The sequence below is a fragment of the Algoriphagus zhangzhouensis genome (assembly GCF_900148515.1).
GTDB classification, from domain to species: Bacteria; Bacteroidota; Bacteroidia; order Cytophagales; family Cyclobacteriaceae; genus Algoriphagus; species Algoriphagus zhangzhouensis.
The window spans coordinates 52,527-68,245 of record NZ_FRXN01000007.1; the positions used below are offsets into that span (position 1 = coordinate 52,527).

The 15,719-nt window shown below is 39.9% G+C and carries 17 protein-coding genes and 1 riboswitch; of the genes, 7 read left to right on the top strand and 10 right to left on the bottom strand.

Going from position 1 to position 15,719, the window contains the following annotated elements; translation table 11 throughout:
- Positions 1-56: 56 nt before the first annotated feature.
- From BUF13_RS19640 to BUF13_RS19650, 3 genes are read right to left on the bottom strand one after another with little or no spacing between them, the layout of a single operon-like run.
- Complete coding sequence (locus tag BUF13_RS19640; RefSeq protein ID WP_073573539.1) at positions 57-1,031, bottom strand: ABC transporter ATP-binding protein; 975 nt, start codon at positions 1,029-1,031, stop codon at positions 57-59.
- 1 nt (position 1,032) lies between these two features.
- Complete coding sequence (locus BUF13_RS19645) at positions 1,033-2,058, bottom strand: iron ABC transporter permease (RefSeq protein WP_073573540.1); 1,026 nt, start codon at positions 2,056-2,058, stop codon at positions 1,033-1,035.
- The gene (locus tag BUF13_RS19650; RefSeq protein ID WP_073573541.1) at positions 2,048-3,196 is read right to left on the bottom strand and encodes an ABC transporter substrate-binding protein; all 1,149 of its coding nucleotides are present in this window, start codon (positions 3,194-3,196) and stop codon (positions 2,048-2,050) included. Before BUF13_RS19650 ends, BUF13_RS19645 begins: the two co-directional genes overlap by 11 nt.
- A gap of 96 nt (positions 3,197-3,292) precedes the next feature.
- Positions 3,293-3,531, top strand: a riboswitch (cobalamin riboswitch).
- Positions 3,532-3,636: 105 nt separating this feature from the next.
- Here BUF13_RS19650 and BUF13_RS19655 point away from each other — a divergent pair.
- Complete coding sequence (locus tag BUF13_RS19655) at positions 3,637-5,487, top strand: TonB-dependent receptor (protein ID WP_073573542.1); 1,851 nt, start codon at positions 3,637-3,639, stop codon at positions 5,485-5,487.
- On the top strand, positions 5,484-6,536 hold the full coding sequence (locus BUF13_RS19660; protein WP_073573543.1) for a YncE family protein: 1,053 nt from the start codon (positions 5,484-5,486) through the stop codon (positions 6,534-6,536). Before BUF13_RS19655 ends, BUF13_RS19660 begins: the two co-directional genes overlap by 4 nt.
- 246 nt (positions 6,537-6,782) lie before the next feature.
- Here BUF13_RS19660 and BUF13_RS19665 read toward each other — a convergent pair whose 3' ends face one another.
- Genes BUF13_RS19665 through BUF13_RS19675 form a run of 3 tightly spaced genes read right to left on the bottom strand, consistent with a single transcriptional unit; the run spans position 6,783 to position 8,898 of the window.
- Positions 6,783-7,511 carry a DUF3298 and DUF4163 domain-containing protein gene (locus BUF13_RS19665; RefSeq protein WP_073573544.1) on the bottom strand — a complete coding sequence of 243 codons (729 nt, stop codon included), beginning with the start codon at positions 7,509-7,511 and terminating at the stop codon, positions 6,783-6,785.
- Positions 7,508-8,494 carry a methylmalonyl Co-A mutase-associated GTPase MeaB gene (gene meaB, locus BUF13_RS19670; protein WP_073573545.1) on the bottom strand — a complete coding sequence of 329 codons (987 nt, stop codon included), beginning with the start codon at positions 8,492-8,494 and terminating at the stop codon, positions 7,508-7,510. Before meaB ends, BUF13_RS19665 begins: the two co-directional genes overlap by 4 nt.
- On the bottom strand, positions 8,491-8,898 hold the full coding sequence (locus tag BUF13_RS19675) for a hypothetical protein (RefSeq protein ID WP_073573546.1): 408 nt from the start codon (positions 8,896-8,898) through the stop codon (positions 8,491-8,493). Before BUF13_RS19675 ends, meaB begins: the two co-directional genes overlap by 4 nt.
- Positions 8,899-8,949: 51 nt before the next feature.
- Here BUF13_RS19675 and BUF13_RS19680 point away from each other — a divergent pair, with 51 nt between their 5' ends.
- Genes BUF13_RS19680 through BUF13_RS19690 form a run of 3 tightly spaced genes read left to right on the top strand, consistent with a single transcriptional unit; the run spans position 8,950 to position 10,574 of the window.
- Positions 8,950-9,486 carry a CopD family protein gene (locus tag BUF13_RS19680; RefSeq protein ID WP_073573547.1) on the top strand — a complete coding sequence of 179 codons (537 nt, stop codon included), beginning with the start codon at positions 8,950-8,952 and terminating at the stop codon, positions 9,484-9,486.
- A 6-nt stretch (positions 9,487-9,492) separates the two neighbouring features.
- The gene (locus BUF13_RS19685; protein WP_073573548.1) at positions 9,493-10,122 is read left to right on the top strand and encodes an SCO family protein; all 630 of its coding nucleotides are present in this window, start codon (positions 9,493-9,495) and stop codon (positions 10,120-10,122) included.
- A complete protein-coding gene (locus tag BUF13_RS19690; RefSeq protein ID WP_073573549.1) occupies positions 10,122-10,574 on the top strand; it encodes a c-type cytochrome in 453 nt (150 codons plus the stop codon). Before BUF13_RS19685 ends, BUF13_RS19690 begins: the two co-directional genes overlap by 1 nt.
- Here BUF13_RS19690 and BUF13_RS19695 read toward each other — a convergent pair.
- Positions 10,571-10,993 (bottom strand): hypothetical protein, encoded by a 423-nt coding sequence (locus tag BUF13_RS19695; protein WP_073573550.1) that lies wholly within the window; start codon positions 10,991-10,993, stop codon positions 10,571-10,573. The two genes, BUF13_RS19690 and BUF13_RS19695, sit on opposite strands and share 4 nt — an antisense overlap.
- Positions 10,994-11,264: 271 nt before the next feature.
- Here BUF13_RS19695 and BUF13_RS19700 point away from each other — a divergent pair, with 271 nt between their 5' ends.
- Positions 11,265-12,413: a DEAD/DEAH box helicase gene (locus tag BUF13_RS19700; protein WP_073573551.1), complete on the top strand. Its 1,149-nt coding sequence runs from the start codon at positions 11,265-11,267 to the stop codon at positions 12,411-12,413.
- A 109-nt stretch (positions 12,414-12,522) separates the two neighbouring features.
- The gene (locus tag BUF13_RS19705) at positions 12,523-13,347 is read left to right on the top strand and encodes an aminotransferase class IV (protein ID WP_317129075.1); all 825 of its coding nucleotides are present in this window, start codon (positions 12,523-12,525) and stop codon (positions 13,345-13,347) included.
- A 35-nt stretch (positions 13,348-13,382) separates the two neighbouring features.
- Here the strand turns inward: BUF13_RS19705 and BUF13_RS19710 are convergent, their stop codons facing one another.
- Genes BUF13_RS19710 through BUF13_RS19720 form a run of 3 tightly spaced genes read right to left on the bottom strand, consistent with a single transcriptional unit; the run spans position 13,383 to position 15,718 of the window.
- On the bottom strand, positions 13,383-13,823 hold the full coding sequence (locus BUF13_RS19710) for a hypothetical protein (protein ID WP_073573552.1): 441 nt from the start codon (positions 13,821-13,823) through the stop codon (positions 13,383-13,385).
- Positions 13,824-13,847: 24 nt separating this feature from the next.
- A complete protein-coding gene (locus tag BUF13_RS19715; RefSeq protein ID WP_073573553.1) occupies positions 13,848-15,089 on the bottom strand; it encodes an ABC transporter permease in 1,242 nt (413 codons plus the stop codon).
- Positions 15,086-15,718 carry an ABC transporter ATP-binding protein gene (locus tag BUF13_RS19720; protein WP_073573554.1) on the bottom strand — a complete coding sequence of 211 codons (633 nt, stop codon included), beginning with the start codon at positions 15,716-15,718 and terminating at the stop codon, positions 15,086-15,088. Before BUF13_RS19720 ends, BUF13_RS19715 begins: the two co-directional genes overlap by 4 nt.
- Position 15,719 lies beyond the last annotated feature (1 nt).

Consider the following 15,719-nt stretch of genomic DNA (forward strand, 5'->3'; position numbering starts at 1 on the left):
TAAAGCAATTCTCTACTTTTTTGATAGGTTTTATAGATTTATAAATGAATTGATGTTTATTCTCCTAAAAATAAAAAGGCTACAAATTCCTGTATCGAGCTGAATTCCAAGCCCTCATAATGGATAAAAAATGGGTTTTCATGAATTTTGACAGGACTTTTCACATCATAAATATTTGCCTTTCCCAGGGCCTTCTGAATCCAGAATGCAAGATATTCATCACCCTCGAAATCCAACTTTGCCAATTTATTCTCAAGCTCTACCTTCCCCCTTTTAGAATTGAAATGGATTTTTTCTTTAGAAAAAAGAGAATCAATCAGTCCTTTTACGATCAAATCTTCGGTTAATCCAGCGATTAATTTCTCCTTTTTCTTCATAATCCAAAGCTGATCGGAAGTCTCCAAAGCAATATCCAAATCATGAGTGATCACCAAGATACTTTTGTTTTGAGACTGAGAAATGGAATGAAGCAATTGCATAATCTCAAATCGATTGACCAGGTCCAAATGAGCAGTTGGTTCATCCAAAATCATGATCGGTGCATCCTGAGCAAGAGCACGGGCGATCATTGCTTTTTGTCTTTGGCCATCTGATATTTCACTCAATCTCTCATCCTTGATTTCTAAAATCTGTGTCGAAATCAAAGCCTCTTCTACCACTTGTTTGTCATGTGCGGACAAATACCCCGACCAATTCAAATAAGGTGTTCTACCCAAGCTCACCAATTGACCAACAGTCATATTTCCAGCTACAATCGGCTCTGTCAATACCACTGCGAGAGTTTTGGAAAGCTCCTTAGAATTAAGTGCAGAAAGCTCTTTACCTTCTACCAACAATTTCCCATTCCAAACAGGAATTCTTCCCATAATCGCTTTGACCAAGGTAGTTTTCCCAACTCCATTTGAGCCTAAGAGACATGTCAATTGTCCAGTGTACAAATCAAAGTTCAATCCATGAAGGACCTCTCTCTTTCTATCTCCTTTTTGATAACCGAGACTTAGATTTCTTCCAGAAATAACAGCTTTCTTCATCCTAAAATTCTTTACTGAAATTTCTTTTTAAAACTAAACCAATCACAATCGGAGCTCCAATCAGGGAAGTTACCGCATTGATTGGAAGGCTTTGTGCAGAGCCTGGAAGTTGACCAATCGCATCACACAAAAGCAACAAAACTGATCCACAAAGTGCCGAAGCAGGAAAAAGAATACGGTGATCTGCAGTTTTCCAGATGATTCTTGCCACATGTGGAACAGCAATACCGACAAAAGCAATTGGCCCACAAAAAGCAGTCACAGCACCTGACATCAAACCGGTACTGATAATCATCAGCCATCGCAATTTCAGCGGACTGATCCCCATACTTGCCGCATATGATTCACCCAATAAAGAGGCATTGAAAGCTCGAATGGAAAAAATAACCGGAATCAATCCCAGAAGGATAACTACAGAAAGCAAAGTAACTTGAGCCCATCCCAAGCCTCCTAAGCTACCCATCGACCAAATCGTGTATAATTTCAGAGCTTCTGCTCCTGAGAAATACGCTAAAACAGAAATAATTGAGGAAACAGCCGCTCCGAACATGATTCCTACAATCAATAAAGTCATGCTATCTTTCACCCTCCAAGCAACCAAACTCACCAAAACCAAGATCAATCCTGCTCCCATAGTACCCGCAACTGCAACGGCCCAAGGATTCATGGCATTGCTAGCAAAACCGAAAATGGATCCCGCTAAAATCAAAATGGCTACACCAAATCCAGCCCCAGAACTGATTCCCAAAACATAGGGCCCAGCCAATGGATTTCGGAAAAAAGTCTGCATTTGAAGACCGGAAATACTCAATCCTACACCTGCCAAAATCGCTACAAGCGCCTTGGGAAAACGGTAATTTAGTATGATCTGCTCATATGAATTTTTATCCCAGCTCCCTGAAAAAAGCCCTTCCAAAATAGTGGGCATAGGAATAGAAACAGAGCCTAAGCTTACATTCAGCAACAAGCTAAAAATAAGCACTATGAATGCTCCAGCGAGCAAGATTCCATTTCTACTAATTTTCATTCAGTTGATTGTAAAAATACAGCTGGTAATCAGGTAATAAATTAGGATGTAAAATCTTGATCAAATCCTTCAAAACCCAATCAGGTCTCATATATCCCAACTCAAAATACTCAAATCCCCCTTTAGGACCTTTCTTCGCAGTATAAGTAAATACATTTCCTTCCTTAAAAGCTTCAAAAGCCTTGTATCTCGGTTCTGCTTCGCCCATTTCTTGAAGACTATTAAAATCTGCTGAGCCAATCCAAAATTGAGAATCCATGGCTTGATCCAAGACATATTCATAATTCAGCTCAAGACTTCCGGTTCCTTTTTGTTCCTTGAAAATGTAGTTTCCACCTGCATTTTCGAGGATTTTAGCTCCCCAACTTTCTGATCCAGGCGCATACCAAATATCCTGATATAATACTCCAGAAAGAACAGTTGGCTTATCGAAATCTGGAATGGTTTTCACCAAGGCTTCAGCTTCTAAATATGCTTTTTCTACACTCTTAAATACGGAATCGGCTTCTTCAAATTTCCCCAAAAGTACACCGGTAAATTTGATCCATTCTGCCCTACCTAAAGGATGCTGTTCCACATATTCTCCATTGATCGGAGTGGGTATCCCCGCCTGATTCAATAAATCGATATTCCTCAAATCTTCCCCCAATGTTGAGACCATCATCCAATCGGGTTCCATTTCCAGAATCATCTCCACATTTGCAGATGGTGCGGATCCCAAATCTTTCACCAAATCTTGACTGATTCTATCCCAAACTTTTTCCGAAGAAATTAAATCCAAATTCGGAAAAGCAATCATTTTTTGAGTTTCTCCCAAAAGATCTAAATGAGGAATTTGAGTGGTGGAAGTCAAAATCACTTCTTCGACAGGAAGCTGAATCACTCCATTAAATTCTCCTGCAGGACCAGACTTTCCCTCTTCCAAAACCAGATATTTGAAACTTTGCTCAGCACCCTTCCAAGGTTGAGTAACTGTCAAAACCCAAAAACCTTCACCCTCTTGAATATCAAAACCTTGTGCATAAGAAAGAGGAATATTTTCTAAAGTAAGTTTTTCATTTTCAGCACTCTTTTCTGCGCATGAAAAAAGAATTATCAAAGCTAAAAGCGGGCTAAAAAATTTATTCAGGATTTTCAAGATTCAATGATTTTTTCGCCCTCAAAGTAAGAACAAGATATTTCCGAATACAAAAAATCTTTTCAAACCCGATTGTTTCAAATCAAAATTGAGTCTAAGTTTGCGGCAGAAACAGGTTCCGGATTCGAAGCTTCGAGTCTTGGATTAATAGGGAATCCGGTGCGATACCGGAGCTGTCCCCGCAACTGTAAGTCTGATTTTGTTCAACAAAAAAACCGAACAGAAAAAGCTTTTGCTTCCCACGCCATTGAGCAATCCTGATCCGATCAGGAACGTTTGAGAAGGCTGGCAAAAGTCAGATGAGCCAGGAGACCTGCCTGATTCTATTGATTCAGTGCTTTCGGAGGAAAAGCGATGAAGAATTGACTGGGAATCCCCATTCTGATTTCTTCCTATTTCTCTTCAAGCCCGAATCGAATTGAAAATTAATTCGATCAGGCATGATTTTGCTCGTATGGTTTATGTCGACCTTCGGTTTTCAAACTGAAGGATTGGATACTTTGTCTCTCAAAGAGGTTGAAGTGATCGCTCCTGCCTACCAGAGATTTGGCCAAGGCCAAAAAGCAATTGCTTGGACTTCGAAAGATATCCAAGAATTTAATAGCAGAACCCTTTCTGATCTTTTGCAAGAAACCAGTCCTATTTCCGTCCGTCAATATGGACCTGGAATGCTTTCATCACCATCATTCCGCGGGACTTCAGCAGGTCATACTGCCCTTTTTTGGAACGGACTTCCTATCAACAGCCCCTCTTTGGGACAAAGTGATCTTTCCTTGATTCCAATCTTGGCAATCGATCAGGCGGATCTACAATTCGGATCATCGGGAGCTTTAATCGGAAATGAATCGATCGGTGGGAGTATCCAATTGAGAAGTAATGCAAAATTCTCCCAAAAACCCCAGCTTCTCTTTTCTCAGGAATTCGGAAGCTTTGGCACATACAATACGCGAATTAAAGCAGGGTTTTCTACTGAAAAATTGGCTTTTCAAACCAAAGCATATAGGCTTTTTACTCAAAACAATTACCGGTTTGAAGACCTTTCCAAGTCTGGAACTCCAACAGTTGAACAGGATCATGGCCGGGTCAATCAGTATGGAATCGTTCAAGACCTTTCCTGGAAAATCAAAGAAAACCAGTTACTAAACAGCTCTTTTTGGTTCAATAAAGCCAATAGGGAAATTCAATCTCCTATGGGCTCCAATACCCGCGATTTGCAGGAGGATGAAAGCTGGAAATGGTCCTTGGATTATGAAATTTTTAGGCAAAAGAGCGCATGGCTTTTTAAAACAGGACTTGTTAAGGACCATCTGATATTTAACGGAAGCCTGAGCAAAACGAGACAGCTGTTTTTGGGAGCGGAATGGGATTATTCAACGGAAACAAAGTGGAAGTTTCATGCTGGAACAAGATTTTCCTTCATCAAGGGAGATTTAAGCACTTATTCAGCAACTGATCAACGAATCGAGTTTTTTGAATCCATCCAGTTCCAGGCAAATGAAAAGCTGATTTTCTCTTTCAATGGAAGGCATTTAGTTTACCTCGATGTTTTCAAACCTTTGATTCCAAGCCTAGGCTTGGACTGGAAGATCAAAGAAAATGAAGCTCATACCCTAACTTTCAAAGCTTCAGGAAGTATGGGCTTCAAAGTCCCCACACTCAATGATCGGTTTTGGGAACCGGGAGGGAACCCTGATTTACTACCAGAAGAAAGTTGGAATGCAGAATCTGGGCTTCATTGGCAATTCAAGAAAATTGAGCAAAGCCTGACCGGATATTGGATGGATGTGGACAATTGGATCATTTGGCTACCCAATGGATCGATTTGGTCACCGCAAAATATCCGAAAAGTCCGATCCGAAGGAATTGAATATCAAGGAAAGGCCAAATTTCAAACAGGAAAAATACTTTGGACACCAAATTGGCAATACAGCTTCAACAGGGCTGTTTCTCTTCAGGGTATTTCTGAAATTGATCCATCTCTGGGAAAACAATTACCCTATACACCGCAACATCAGGCCACTATGAGAATTGGAGGAAAGTTAAATAGCTTTTCGATTTCACTCGCGGGAGATTATACAGGGAAAAGAAGTGTCACTGCCGACAATCCTAGGACAATGGATCCATTTACACTATGGAACACCAGCCTTTCCTATGAAGGGTTTTCAATCGGAAAAATCAAGATTCCAATGCAATTCCGAATTCAAAATCTTTTTGACACCAACTATCAAGTTTTATACCTCAGGCCTATGCCTGGAAGATCTTATCATTTTAATTTATCAATCCAACTATGAAGTTTAGACTACTACAGTTCAGCAAGGCTTTTGCCTTAATTTTCATTCTTTTTGCCTGTACCGAAAATGATCCTGAAATCCCTTTAGGAGAATTTGACTCGGGAATTTTAATTATGAACGAAGGTTCTTTCGGATCCAATGACGGAGAAGTTTATCATTTGAATTCCACCACGGATGAGTTAAAGGCCAATATTTTTGAAGAGGCCAATGCCAGACCATTTGCCGGATTGCTTCAGGATATGGTTTTGGAAAACGACAGGCTTTATTTGGTAGCAAATACCGGAAAAGTGGAAGTAGTGAATCCTGGTGATTTCACCAGCTTGGGATCTGTGACTGCAGATTTGGATCAACCACGATCTCTTACTGTCAACTCAGGGAAACTTTTTATCTCAGATTACGGGCCATATGATGCGAGTTACGCAACTCCTGAATCCTACATCGCTGTGGTGAACAACACCTTGGGAGGTGAAGTTTCAACCAAAATTGCTGTTTCAAGAAAGCCTGAAGATTTGATTTCTTATGGGAAATACGTGTTGGTTGCTGGTTCTGAGGAAGGAAAAGTAGAGGTGATTGATGCTGAAAAATCAGAATTGATCGAAACTATTGAGGTAGAAGGAAGTCCATCTAGATTTTTTGAAGCCGATGGAAAAATCTACCTATTCTCGCCAAATGGTGATGAATTGATTCTTTACAGCTTCCATTTGGACAACTTTACGCTAGCAACCACGACTCATTATCCAATTTCAAATGCAACCGGGAAGTTTGCTATTGATGAAAATGGCGTGATGTACATTCTGACAAGTTCAGGCTGGCCTGATTACCAAGATGGAATCGCGCTTTTGGATATTTTTGGATCTGCGATTGATCCAACTTGGTATGAGGGATCTGGATTTTATGGAATTGGTTATGACCCAGTTTTGGATGAAATCTACGTAACCAATTCTAACGGATTTCAAGGAAATGGCACTGTGACTGTTTTGGATGAAGACGGAGTTGAAAAACGAAGCTTTGAAGTAGGGAGAGGTCCTTCTGGATTTATGTTTAGGTAATTTAAAAGTCTTTATTAATGGAGTCGAAAGACCCTCGACTCCACTTCCTTTATTTCTAAAGACTTAAATACGAAATTTTTGTCTGCTTTTTTTCTTCTCCGTCCTTTTTCCTGTAGGTGAAAAAGGACGAAGAAATTGAATCAGGTATTATTAATTTTAAAACGCCCTAGATTCTTGATAATCAACCCACTGTATAGGATACTTTTATTAGAATTAGAAAAACTCTGCTATTTCAAGCAGAGTTTTTTATTTCCTTACTACCCCCTCCACTTCACTCAATTCAAAACTTAACGAGGTATAACCAAACACATAAGGTGCTATTTCATAAGGATTGTAGATCAACCAAAACTTCCCTTCTTTAAAACCCTTGGCTTGTGGTAAAAAGAACCCTGAGTCAGGAATAAAAAAGCGGTCGTCCTGCTCAACTGTTAAGGAATCAGGCACATCGTGATAGGCTTTAAACTCTCTCCTTGCCATTTCCAATAGCTTTCCCTGATCCAAAACCAAAGTTTCATCTCTCAACCTTTCTCCACTAACAGCATCAATATTCAGAAAAGTCTCTGAGGAATTCGGATGGGCACCTCCCGAATAGTTGGCTTCAATAAAATCAAAACTTAGGACCGAATCGGACTGATAAGTGAGTTCTCCTTCGATCGTTAATGTCCAACCAGCAGGATAATCAGGAAATTCCTTTGTTACTTCCTCATATTCGGAAAGAAAACTCTCAATCTGTTTTTCGATTGACTCCTGAGGATTATCAGTATCTAGATTCCCCTTTACTTTTTGGATCAAAAGGTCATTGATTCCCTCTGAATTGGGAAACTCAGAAACTTTAGGCCATGTGATGCTTACTTCTGCACAATTTCCACCGACGCACCTTGAAGCTTCAAGTACTTCATTTTCTACTTTTAACTCTTTTTTTGGAACTTGACATGCAATGGCCAATCCCAAAAGTGCAACGATTAATCTTTTCATGATTTAAAAAACATTTCGGTTAACTCACGGGCCAATTTCATTGGACTTAACTCGCCTGCCAACACTTTTTCTCTTTCGATTTTCAATCGATCCTGGACTTTTGAATCCCTGTAAAAAGCTTTTCCAAGCTCGGACTGAATACTCTCATCTAACCAAGAAAGTCTTTGCTCAGACCGATTTTTTTCCCAAAAACCAGACATTTTCATCTTTCCTTCGAAATCCTCAATCAATCCCCAACAGGATTCTAGACCATCTTTAGTAACCGAAGACCCCATCAATACTTGGGCCGACCAATTGTTTTCTCCCAAGGGAAATAAATGAAGCGCATTTTGATAAGAAACTTTGGCTCTTTTGGCTGCTTGGACATTGTCACCATCCGCTTTATTAATGAATAATGCATCAGCCATTTCCATGATGCCTTTTTTGATCCCTTGCAATTCATCTCCTGCTCCCGCCAACATCAATAGCAAAAAGAAATCAACCATCCCTTTGACAGCTGTCTCGGATTGCCCAACGCCGACTGTTTCTACCAAAATCACATCAAAGCCAGCAGCTTCGCAAAGCAACATCGCCTCTCTGGTTTTGGAACTGACTCCGCCCAATGTAGATCCTGATGGACTAGGGCGGATGAAAGCTCTAGAATCAGAGGAAAGTTTTTCCATCCGAGTTTTATCCCCAAGGATACTACCTTTAGTCTTTTGACTAGTCGGATCAACAGCCAAAACTGCTACCTTCTTCCCCATTGAAATTAAAAGGCTACCAAAAGCCTCAATAAAAGTACTTTTTCCAACTCCGGGAACGCCTGTAATTCCAATCCGAATGGATTTTCCAGAGAATGGTAAAAGTTCCTGAACCAAATCCCCAGCCAAACGAATGTCAGAGGCCAAGTTGCTTTCAACCAATGTGATGGCTTGAGACAAAAGAACTCTATCTCCATCCAGAATTCCCTTTTTGTATTCCTCTATGGATTTACGCTTCCTCATTCAGATGATCCTGATTTAAACCTGGGTTCACCCATTGGAGTCCTTTCAAAGCTTGCCACAACTTTTCCATCCAAGCTCTGATCAAAATAAGGAGGAGTTCCAGAAAGATCAATTGGCCCACTTACATCTGGTGAAAAGAAATAGACTAAGGTCTTACCGTATTTAGTATGAGGTTGGGATTCGGCAAATTCCTTCATCCATGTTTGATCACTGTCCAAGGCTCGAATTGCATAAACTCTTAACACAGGACCTGTATTATTCTCATTTCGGAAATACCCCAATTCTTCATATTTGCCTTCGAATCGCTCCATTCCTGGTTGAAAAAAAGATTCTTTACCTATATAAAACACCAATGCAGCGATGGCAAAGACAATAATGTAGAAAATTACTCGAGAGCTTTTCAAAAGTTTAGGGGTTAATCGATTTAGACCTTAATTTAGCCGAAAATTCTGACAATGAGTTTCGAATACGTCAAGGCACTTCATATCATTTTCGTAGTCACCTGGTTTGCAGGACTTTTTTATATCGTGCGCCTTTTCATCTATCAAACTGAAGCCATGGAAAGGCCAGAGGCAGAGAGGAACATTCTAAAACCGCAATTGGATTTGATGGCCTCCAGGCTCTGGTACATCATCACATGGCCTTCTGCAGTTTTGACATTGATCTTCGGAACCTGGGTTCTCAGCTATAGAATGGGCTTTTTGGAGCAAGGGTTTATGCATGCAAAATTGGCTTTCGTAGTATTACTGTATGCCTACCATTTAGGTTGTCACAAATTGTTCAAAGAAATCCAAGCTGGACGAACTCGATGGACATCTACTCAGTTAAGAATTTGGAATGAAGCATCCACTCTACTGCTCTTTGCCATTGTTTTTCTTATTGTATTGAAAAACACCATGAGCATGGTTTGGGGTTTGGTTGGATTGGTCGGATTGGGAGTCTCTTTGATGATCGCTATCCGCCTTTATAAAAAGTACAGATCAAAATCGTAAAATTATATGAAAACCTGGAAGGTATTTAGCCTACTAGTCATCAGTGCAATTGCATTTTGGCAATGTCAACCATCTGGCTCAAAAAACAGCGAGCCGCTACCAAAATTGGGAAATTGGCACGTCGAAGACAATGGAGACACTGTTTACCATCAAATCGCCCAATTCGAATTTGTGAACCAAGTTGGAAAGACAGTCACAAATGCTGATGTGGAAGGAAAAGTTTATGTGGCAGATTTCTTTTTCACTACTTGCCCGACTATCTGTCCAATTATGAAAAAGGAAATGCTTCGCGTGTACGATGCATATAAGGACAATCCAAATTTTAAGATTTTGAGTCACTCCATAGATCCTACTTACGATACTCAAGAGGTATTGAAGGATTATGCTGAGAAATTGGGGATTGAAGATGCAAATACCTGGAACTTCTTGACTGGTGAGCCACAAAAAATCTATGAAATTGGGCAAACTAGCTATTTGACAACCGCTCAGGAGGACCAAAAAGAACCTGGAGGATTTCTCCATTCAGGTGCATTTGTTTTAGTCGATCAAGAAGGACATATCAGAGGTGTTTATGATGGCACCAAAGAAGATCAGGTGACGAGATTGATCAATGACATACCTAAAATCCTCAAGTAATGCGTTGGATTCCAGCAGCTATTTTATGCCTGACTTTTGGATTCTCATGTGCTCCAAAATCCACCAATGAGGAAAATGCCCTTGCTCAAATTTCAGATCCTGAGATCATGAAATATGCGGTGGATGGCAAAAGACTCTACGAAAACCACTGTGGAAACTGCCATCAAAACGATGGGAAGGGTTTGGGAAAATTAATCCCCCCATTACGAGAGGCTGATTATTTCAAAGAAAGCGTTCACAGATCCATTTGGATCATGAAGCATGGCCAAAAAGGAGAGATTACAGTTAATGGACAGGTTTATAATCAAGATATGCCTTCAAGTCCACAACTTACTCCTTTGGAAATAGCTCAAATAAGCACGTATGTATTTAATATTTGGGGAATGGATGAAGGAATTATCACGTCCTCAGATGTAGAAAAATATCTGAGAGAAAGACCAGTTAATTATTAATTATTCAGTTCCTTTTCTGCCTTTTCCAAAGCAGCCTTCATTTGCTCATTCACTTTAGTCACTTTCACCATTTGCTCCTCTAAATCCGCTTTCACCACTTCGGCAGTACGATCTCCATCTTCAGATTCATATTGATGCATCCAATCGAACATAGCTTCATAAGCCTGATCTAGATCATAAGCCACAGCCTTCAAAGTCTGAACTTTCAAGGTGTCAATACTTTCTTCAGATTCTAACTCTTTGACTTGATCTAACGCCTTTTTTTCCAGAGACTTTATTTTACCCATCATAGGCATTACTTCATCATGAACTCCAACTACCTCTTCTCTTAATTTCCTGTTCTCTTCCTTTAGATTTGGGCCACAGGAGTTTAGAAAAACAATCATTGTTAAAATGAAAAAGGGAATTGATCTCTTCATGATATTTGGTAAATTTTCAATAAAGGTACTATTTTTTCACATTTAAGTCTTATTTAGACATTCAATAAAATTGAATTCCTACAATTTCTTACCCCCCCTATTTTCAGTATAAACCGACTCCTCAAAAGATATTTAAATAGGCCATGAAGTGATTAATAGGCCTTTGATTTTGACTTAGAAAAAATGATTCCCTAAAAGGTATAAATCAGGCATTTGCTATCTATTGAATATGCTTCCAAGGAGATCACTAACTTTGTAAAAAAATCTCTCCATGAATTTTGCCGATTTAGGTTTTTCCAAAGAAATCCTGACCGCGATTAATCGCGCCGAATATCAAGCTCCCTACCCTATCCAGACCCAAGCAATTCCTTCGGTTCTCAAAGGAAAAGATCTGCTGGGTTTAGCTCCAACAGGCTCGGGAAAAACTGCGGCTTACATATTGCCAATCCTCGAGAGGTTCTTAAAAAAATCACCTTCAAAAGATCGCTCAGTTCCAGTTTTGGTAATCGTACCCACAAGAGAATTAGCAATCCAAGTGGCTGAAGTAGCAGATAGTTTCAGTAGATTTTTACCTAGGAAAATCAAAACACTAGCCGTCTTTGGAGGGGTTTCGATCAATCCACAAATGATCAAACTCCAAGGCACAGAGCTCCTGATCACAACTCCAGGTCGATTGATTGATTTGATGGAAAGAGGATCAGTTTCCCTCGACAAAGTACATACTTTGGTTTTGGACGAGGCGGATAAAGTTCTCAATATGGGCTTCCGTGAAGAGCTGGACCTGATTCTTAATAAAGTTCCAAGCAAGCGTCAAAACATACTTTTTTCAGCTACAATGGATTCCGAAATAGAAGTTCTCATCCAGAGCCTTCTCAAAGAACCTGTAAAAGTATCTGTAGAAGCAGAAAACTTCACCCCGGATCTAATCGACCAAAAAGCCTACCGAGTAAATCCTGAAGAAAAAGGCCCATTTTTACGAAAGCTTATTGAATCCGGCGATTGGAACCAGATTTTAATTTTCGCATCCTCTATCCGAACTGCCAACAATGTTACTGGCAAACTGGTAAAAAATGGCATCGATGCATTGGCTTTCCATGGAGACAAAAGTCAAGGAGCAAGAACCGAAGCTTTGGCAAAATTCAAATCTGGCAAAACGAGAGTTCTTGTGGCAACGGACTTGGCAGCTCGTGGCATTGACATTCAGGCTCTCCCACTCGTCATTAATTATGAACTTCCAAGATCACCCAAAGACTATATCCACCGAATAGGAAGAACTGGCCGAGCAGGATCCAATGGACTTGCGATTTCCTTGATCACTCCAGAAGAAATGCATCACTTCAAGATCATTCAGAAAAAAATGAAGAAATGGGTCAAACTGACCCATGCAGAAGATTTTGGCAAGGAAGAATCAGAAGGTTAGAATTTATAAAAAATCGATAAAGCATTAATGCAAAATGCTTTTGGGAGTATTTGTTTTAAGTCCTTAATAATTTAAAAACCTTCCTTATTTTTATCATTCTAAACTTTGAATGATGAAACCTTTTTGCTTTGCTAACGGAGAAATAATCGCAACTGAAAAAGCCACAATTCACCCAATGGATCTAGGATTGATTCGGGGATATGGAATTTTCGATTTTTTCAGAACTGTCAATCACAAACCTCTTTTTTTGGAGGATTACCTGGATCGATTTACAGCTTCTGCTGCCAAAACATTTCTGACATTAAAATACTCCAGAGAAGAGTTAAGAACTATTATATCTGAGCTGGTTGAAAAGAATGATTTGGAAGCTGGAGGAATGAGAATGATGCTTAGCGGAGGTTTGTCCGACAACCACTTTTCACCAGCAGAAGGGAAACTTTTCATCTTTGCAGAATCATTGATTTTCCCTTCAGAGAAAAAATACAATGAGGGAGTTAAGCTTCTTTCTCTGGAATACATACGACCAATCGCTGATATCAAAACCACCAATTATGCCTTGGCAGTTTGGCATTCGGAAGGATGGAAAAGACAAGGAGCTGAAGATGTACTCTATCACCTGAATGGCGTAATCAGCGAAAGTTCAAGAAGTAACTTCTTTATCGTCAAAGATGGTCAGGTGATTACCCCTGGCAAAGACATTCTCCTGGGAATCACAAGGAAGAATCTGATGAATTTGGCAGGAAATGTCCAGGTGAGACCAATTACCTTGCAAGAGGCTCTGGAAGCAGATGAGGCTTTTATCTCAAGTACTACTAAAGTTCTTCTTCCCGTTACCCAAATTGATGACCATAAAATCGGAACAGGGAAACCTGGCCCAGTGACAATAGATTTACTCCAAAGATTTAAAGAGCTGGAGAAAGAAATTTCTTATTAAAAAAAGAGGCCTAGAATTGATCCAGGCCTCTTTTTTTATTCTACCAAAGTAGCATCTGTTAAAATATACATGAGCTTTTCTGGGTCAGCAGAGTTCAAGGTTAACTTACCTTTTACCTTCACCCTTTTCGAAGTGTATTTAATTGGTGAAGAAAGCATCACTTCCATCACCGTTTCCGGCCCACCCGATCCACAGAAAAAACATTCTGCCAATGGAAGACTTGATAGGATGATATGCTCAGGTTTAAACATCCCTTCAAATGGGATGATATATCCATCGGCCTCCACTACTTTACCTTCTAGTTTTTTGGCATTATCAGAGAAAACAGGAACGTACAATTCCCCAAAATTATCCTCACTGATTTTGTATGTGACATCGGCCAAATTCTTCCACACATTGGTATCCTGGGCCAAGGCGGAATTAAAACCACCAACTAGTAAACCAAAGAACACTGCTATTAATATTCCCTTTTTCATATTCTTTCTAATTCTGCCTCAAGATTAGGCTTTTGTCAATTGCTTTGCAATACTTGTTTGATAAGCTGACCAAGCCGGAATAAGAGAGGCAATTATTCCCACTAATAACGCATAAACCACTATCCAAAGTTCTGCTTTTAAGAAAACCCATGGATTTAAAGTTCCTACGACTCCCTGTTCGTTTTGGGAAACGATAACTGATAAAAAGGTATGACCTAATAGAATCCCCACCAAAGCACCCAAAAATGTCAGCATCAGTCCTTCTAAAAAGATCAGAAAAACCAATTGCACTCTCGAAGCTCCGATTGCTCTCAAAATCGCCAAATCATATTTTCTTTCTTTCAGGGAATTATATAATGCAATGAAGATCCCCAATCCAGATATCCCAATCAATACAAAGGCAAGACCTTGAAGTAAACTTACTCCCACTCCCAGCAATTCAAATAGTCTGGACATTTCAAAGGATGGAGAAGCCGCTTGCATGGATGTGCCAGAATTAATCATTCTTGGAAGCTGAATAGCTGCCATTGGATTTCGATATTGCACTAGCAAGGATGTCACTTCTCTTTCTTGATCTGTTTTAGGAAATCCTGTCTGAGAAACAGGCTGATGTAATAAATCATGGGCTGTTTCAGAAGCTGTTGAATCTGCCTCATCATGCGTATACCAGACAGATTCTATAGATGTCAAAACCAATCTGTCGACTACATTTCCATTCGGCTCCAGTATTCCTTTTACTTTGAACCCATGCTCATCATGATCATGACTTCCCTCGCTAACCCCATGACTTCCTTCAAAATAATCCCCGGTTTTTAGTCCCGTTTTCTTCGCAACCTCTGACCCGAGAACCACATCAAAAGGTTCTATCCAGCCTTCTCCTTCGGAAAATTTCACATCATAAAGTCCCAAGTAATCAGAATTGGTTCCGACTATCCTGTACCCTTGATAATTATCTCCCAGAGCCAATGGAATTACATTTTTGATCAAGCGACTTCTCGAAATACGAATCGCTTCCTTCATCGGAATATTTCCTGTCGGAAAATCAATATGATACACACTCGAAAGAATCAATTGCAGCGGGCTCCCTTTAGCTCCTACCACCAAATCAATCCCTTCAGCATCCTGATTCATTTTCTTTTCAAACTGATCCTGAATCAAGAGTAAGACTGTGATAATCGCCAAACCCAGTGCAAGTAACATCACATTCAACCCTGTCGACAAGGGCTTAAAAGTCAAATATTTCCAACTTAGCTTAAAAATATTCATGTTGCCTTCACTTCTATAAAGTTGGAAATATGATCTTTCACCCGCTGATCATGCGTCACGATAATCAATGCAGCGCCAATCTTCTCAGCTTGATTTTTTAGCAAATTGATTACCTTTTCGGTATTCTCATCATCCAAACTTGAGGTCGGCTCATCTGCTAATATCAGTTGCGGTTTATTGACTAATGCTCTTGCGATAGAAACCCTCTGGGCCTCTCCTTCACTTAAGGTTTTCACGGAAGAATTCGCCTTAGCCCCGATTCCCAGTTCGTCAAGTAAGGATTGGACATTCTGCCCTTTTTCTTTAGCGAAATATTGGGCCGCAACGAGATTTTCTTTGACTGAAAGTGGAGCCAATAGATGAGGCTTTTGAAAAACAATTCCGATGTTTTTCCCTCTAAATAAATCTAACTTTGCTCCATCCATTTTAGTCAGATCGGCAGTCCCTAAAATCACAGTTCCTGACTGAGGTTTTAGCAAACCTCCCAGCAAATTCAACAAAGTGGTCTTTCCACTCCCTGATTTCCCTAATACTAAGAGAGAGTCACCCTTGTCTAAAGAAATATCGGAAAATGAAAACTGAGGCTGACCTGGATGTGAATACTTCAGGTCTTGGGTCGAAAAGAGCATA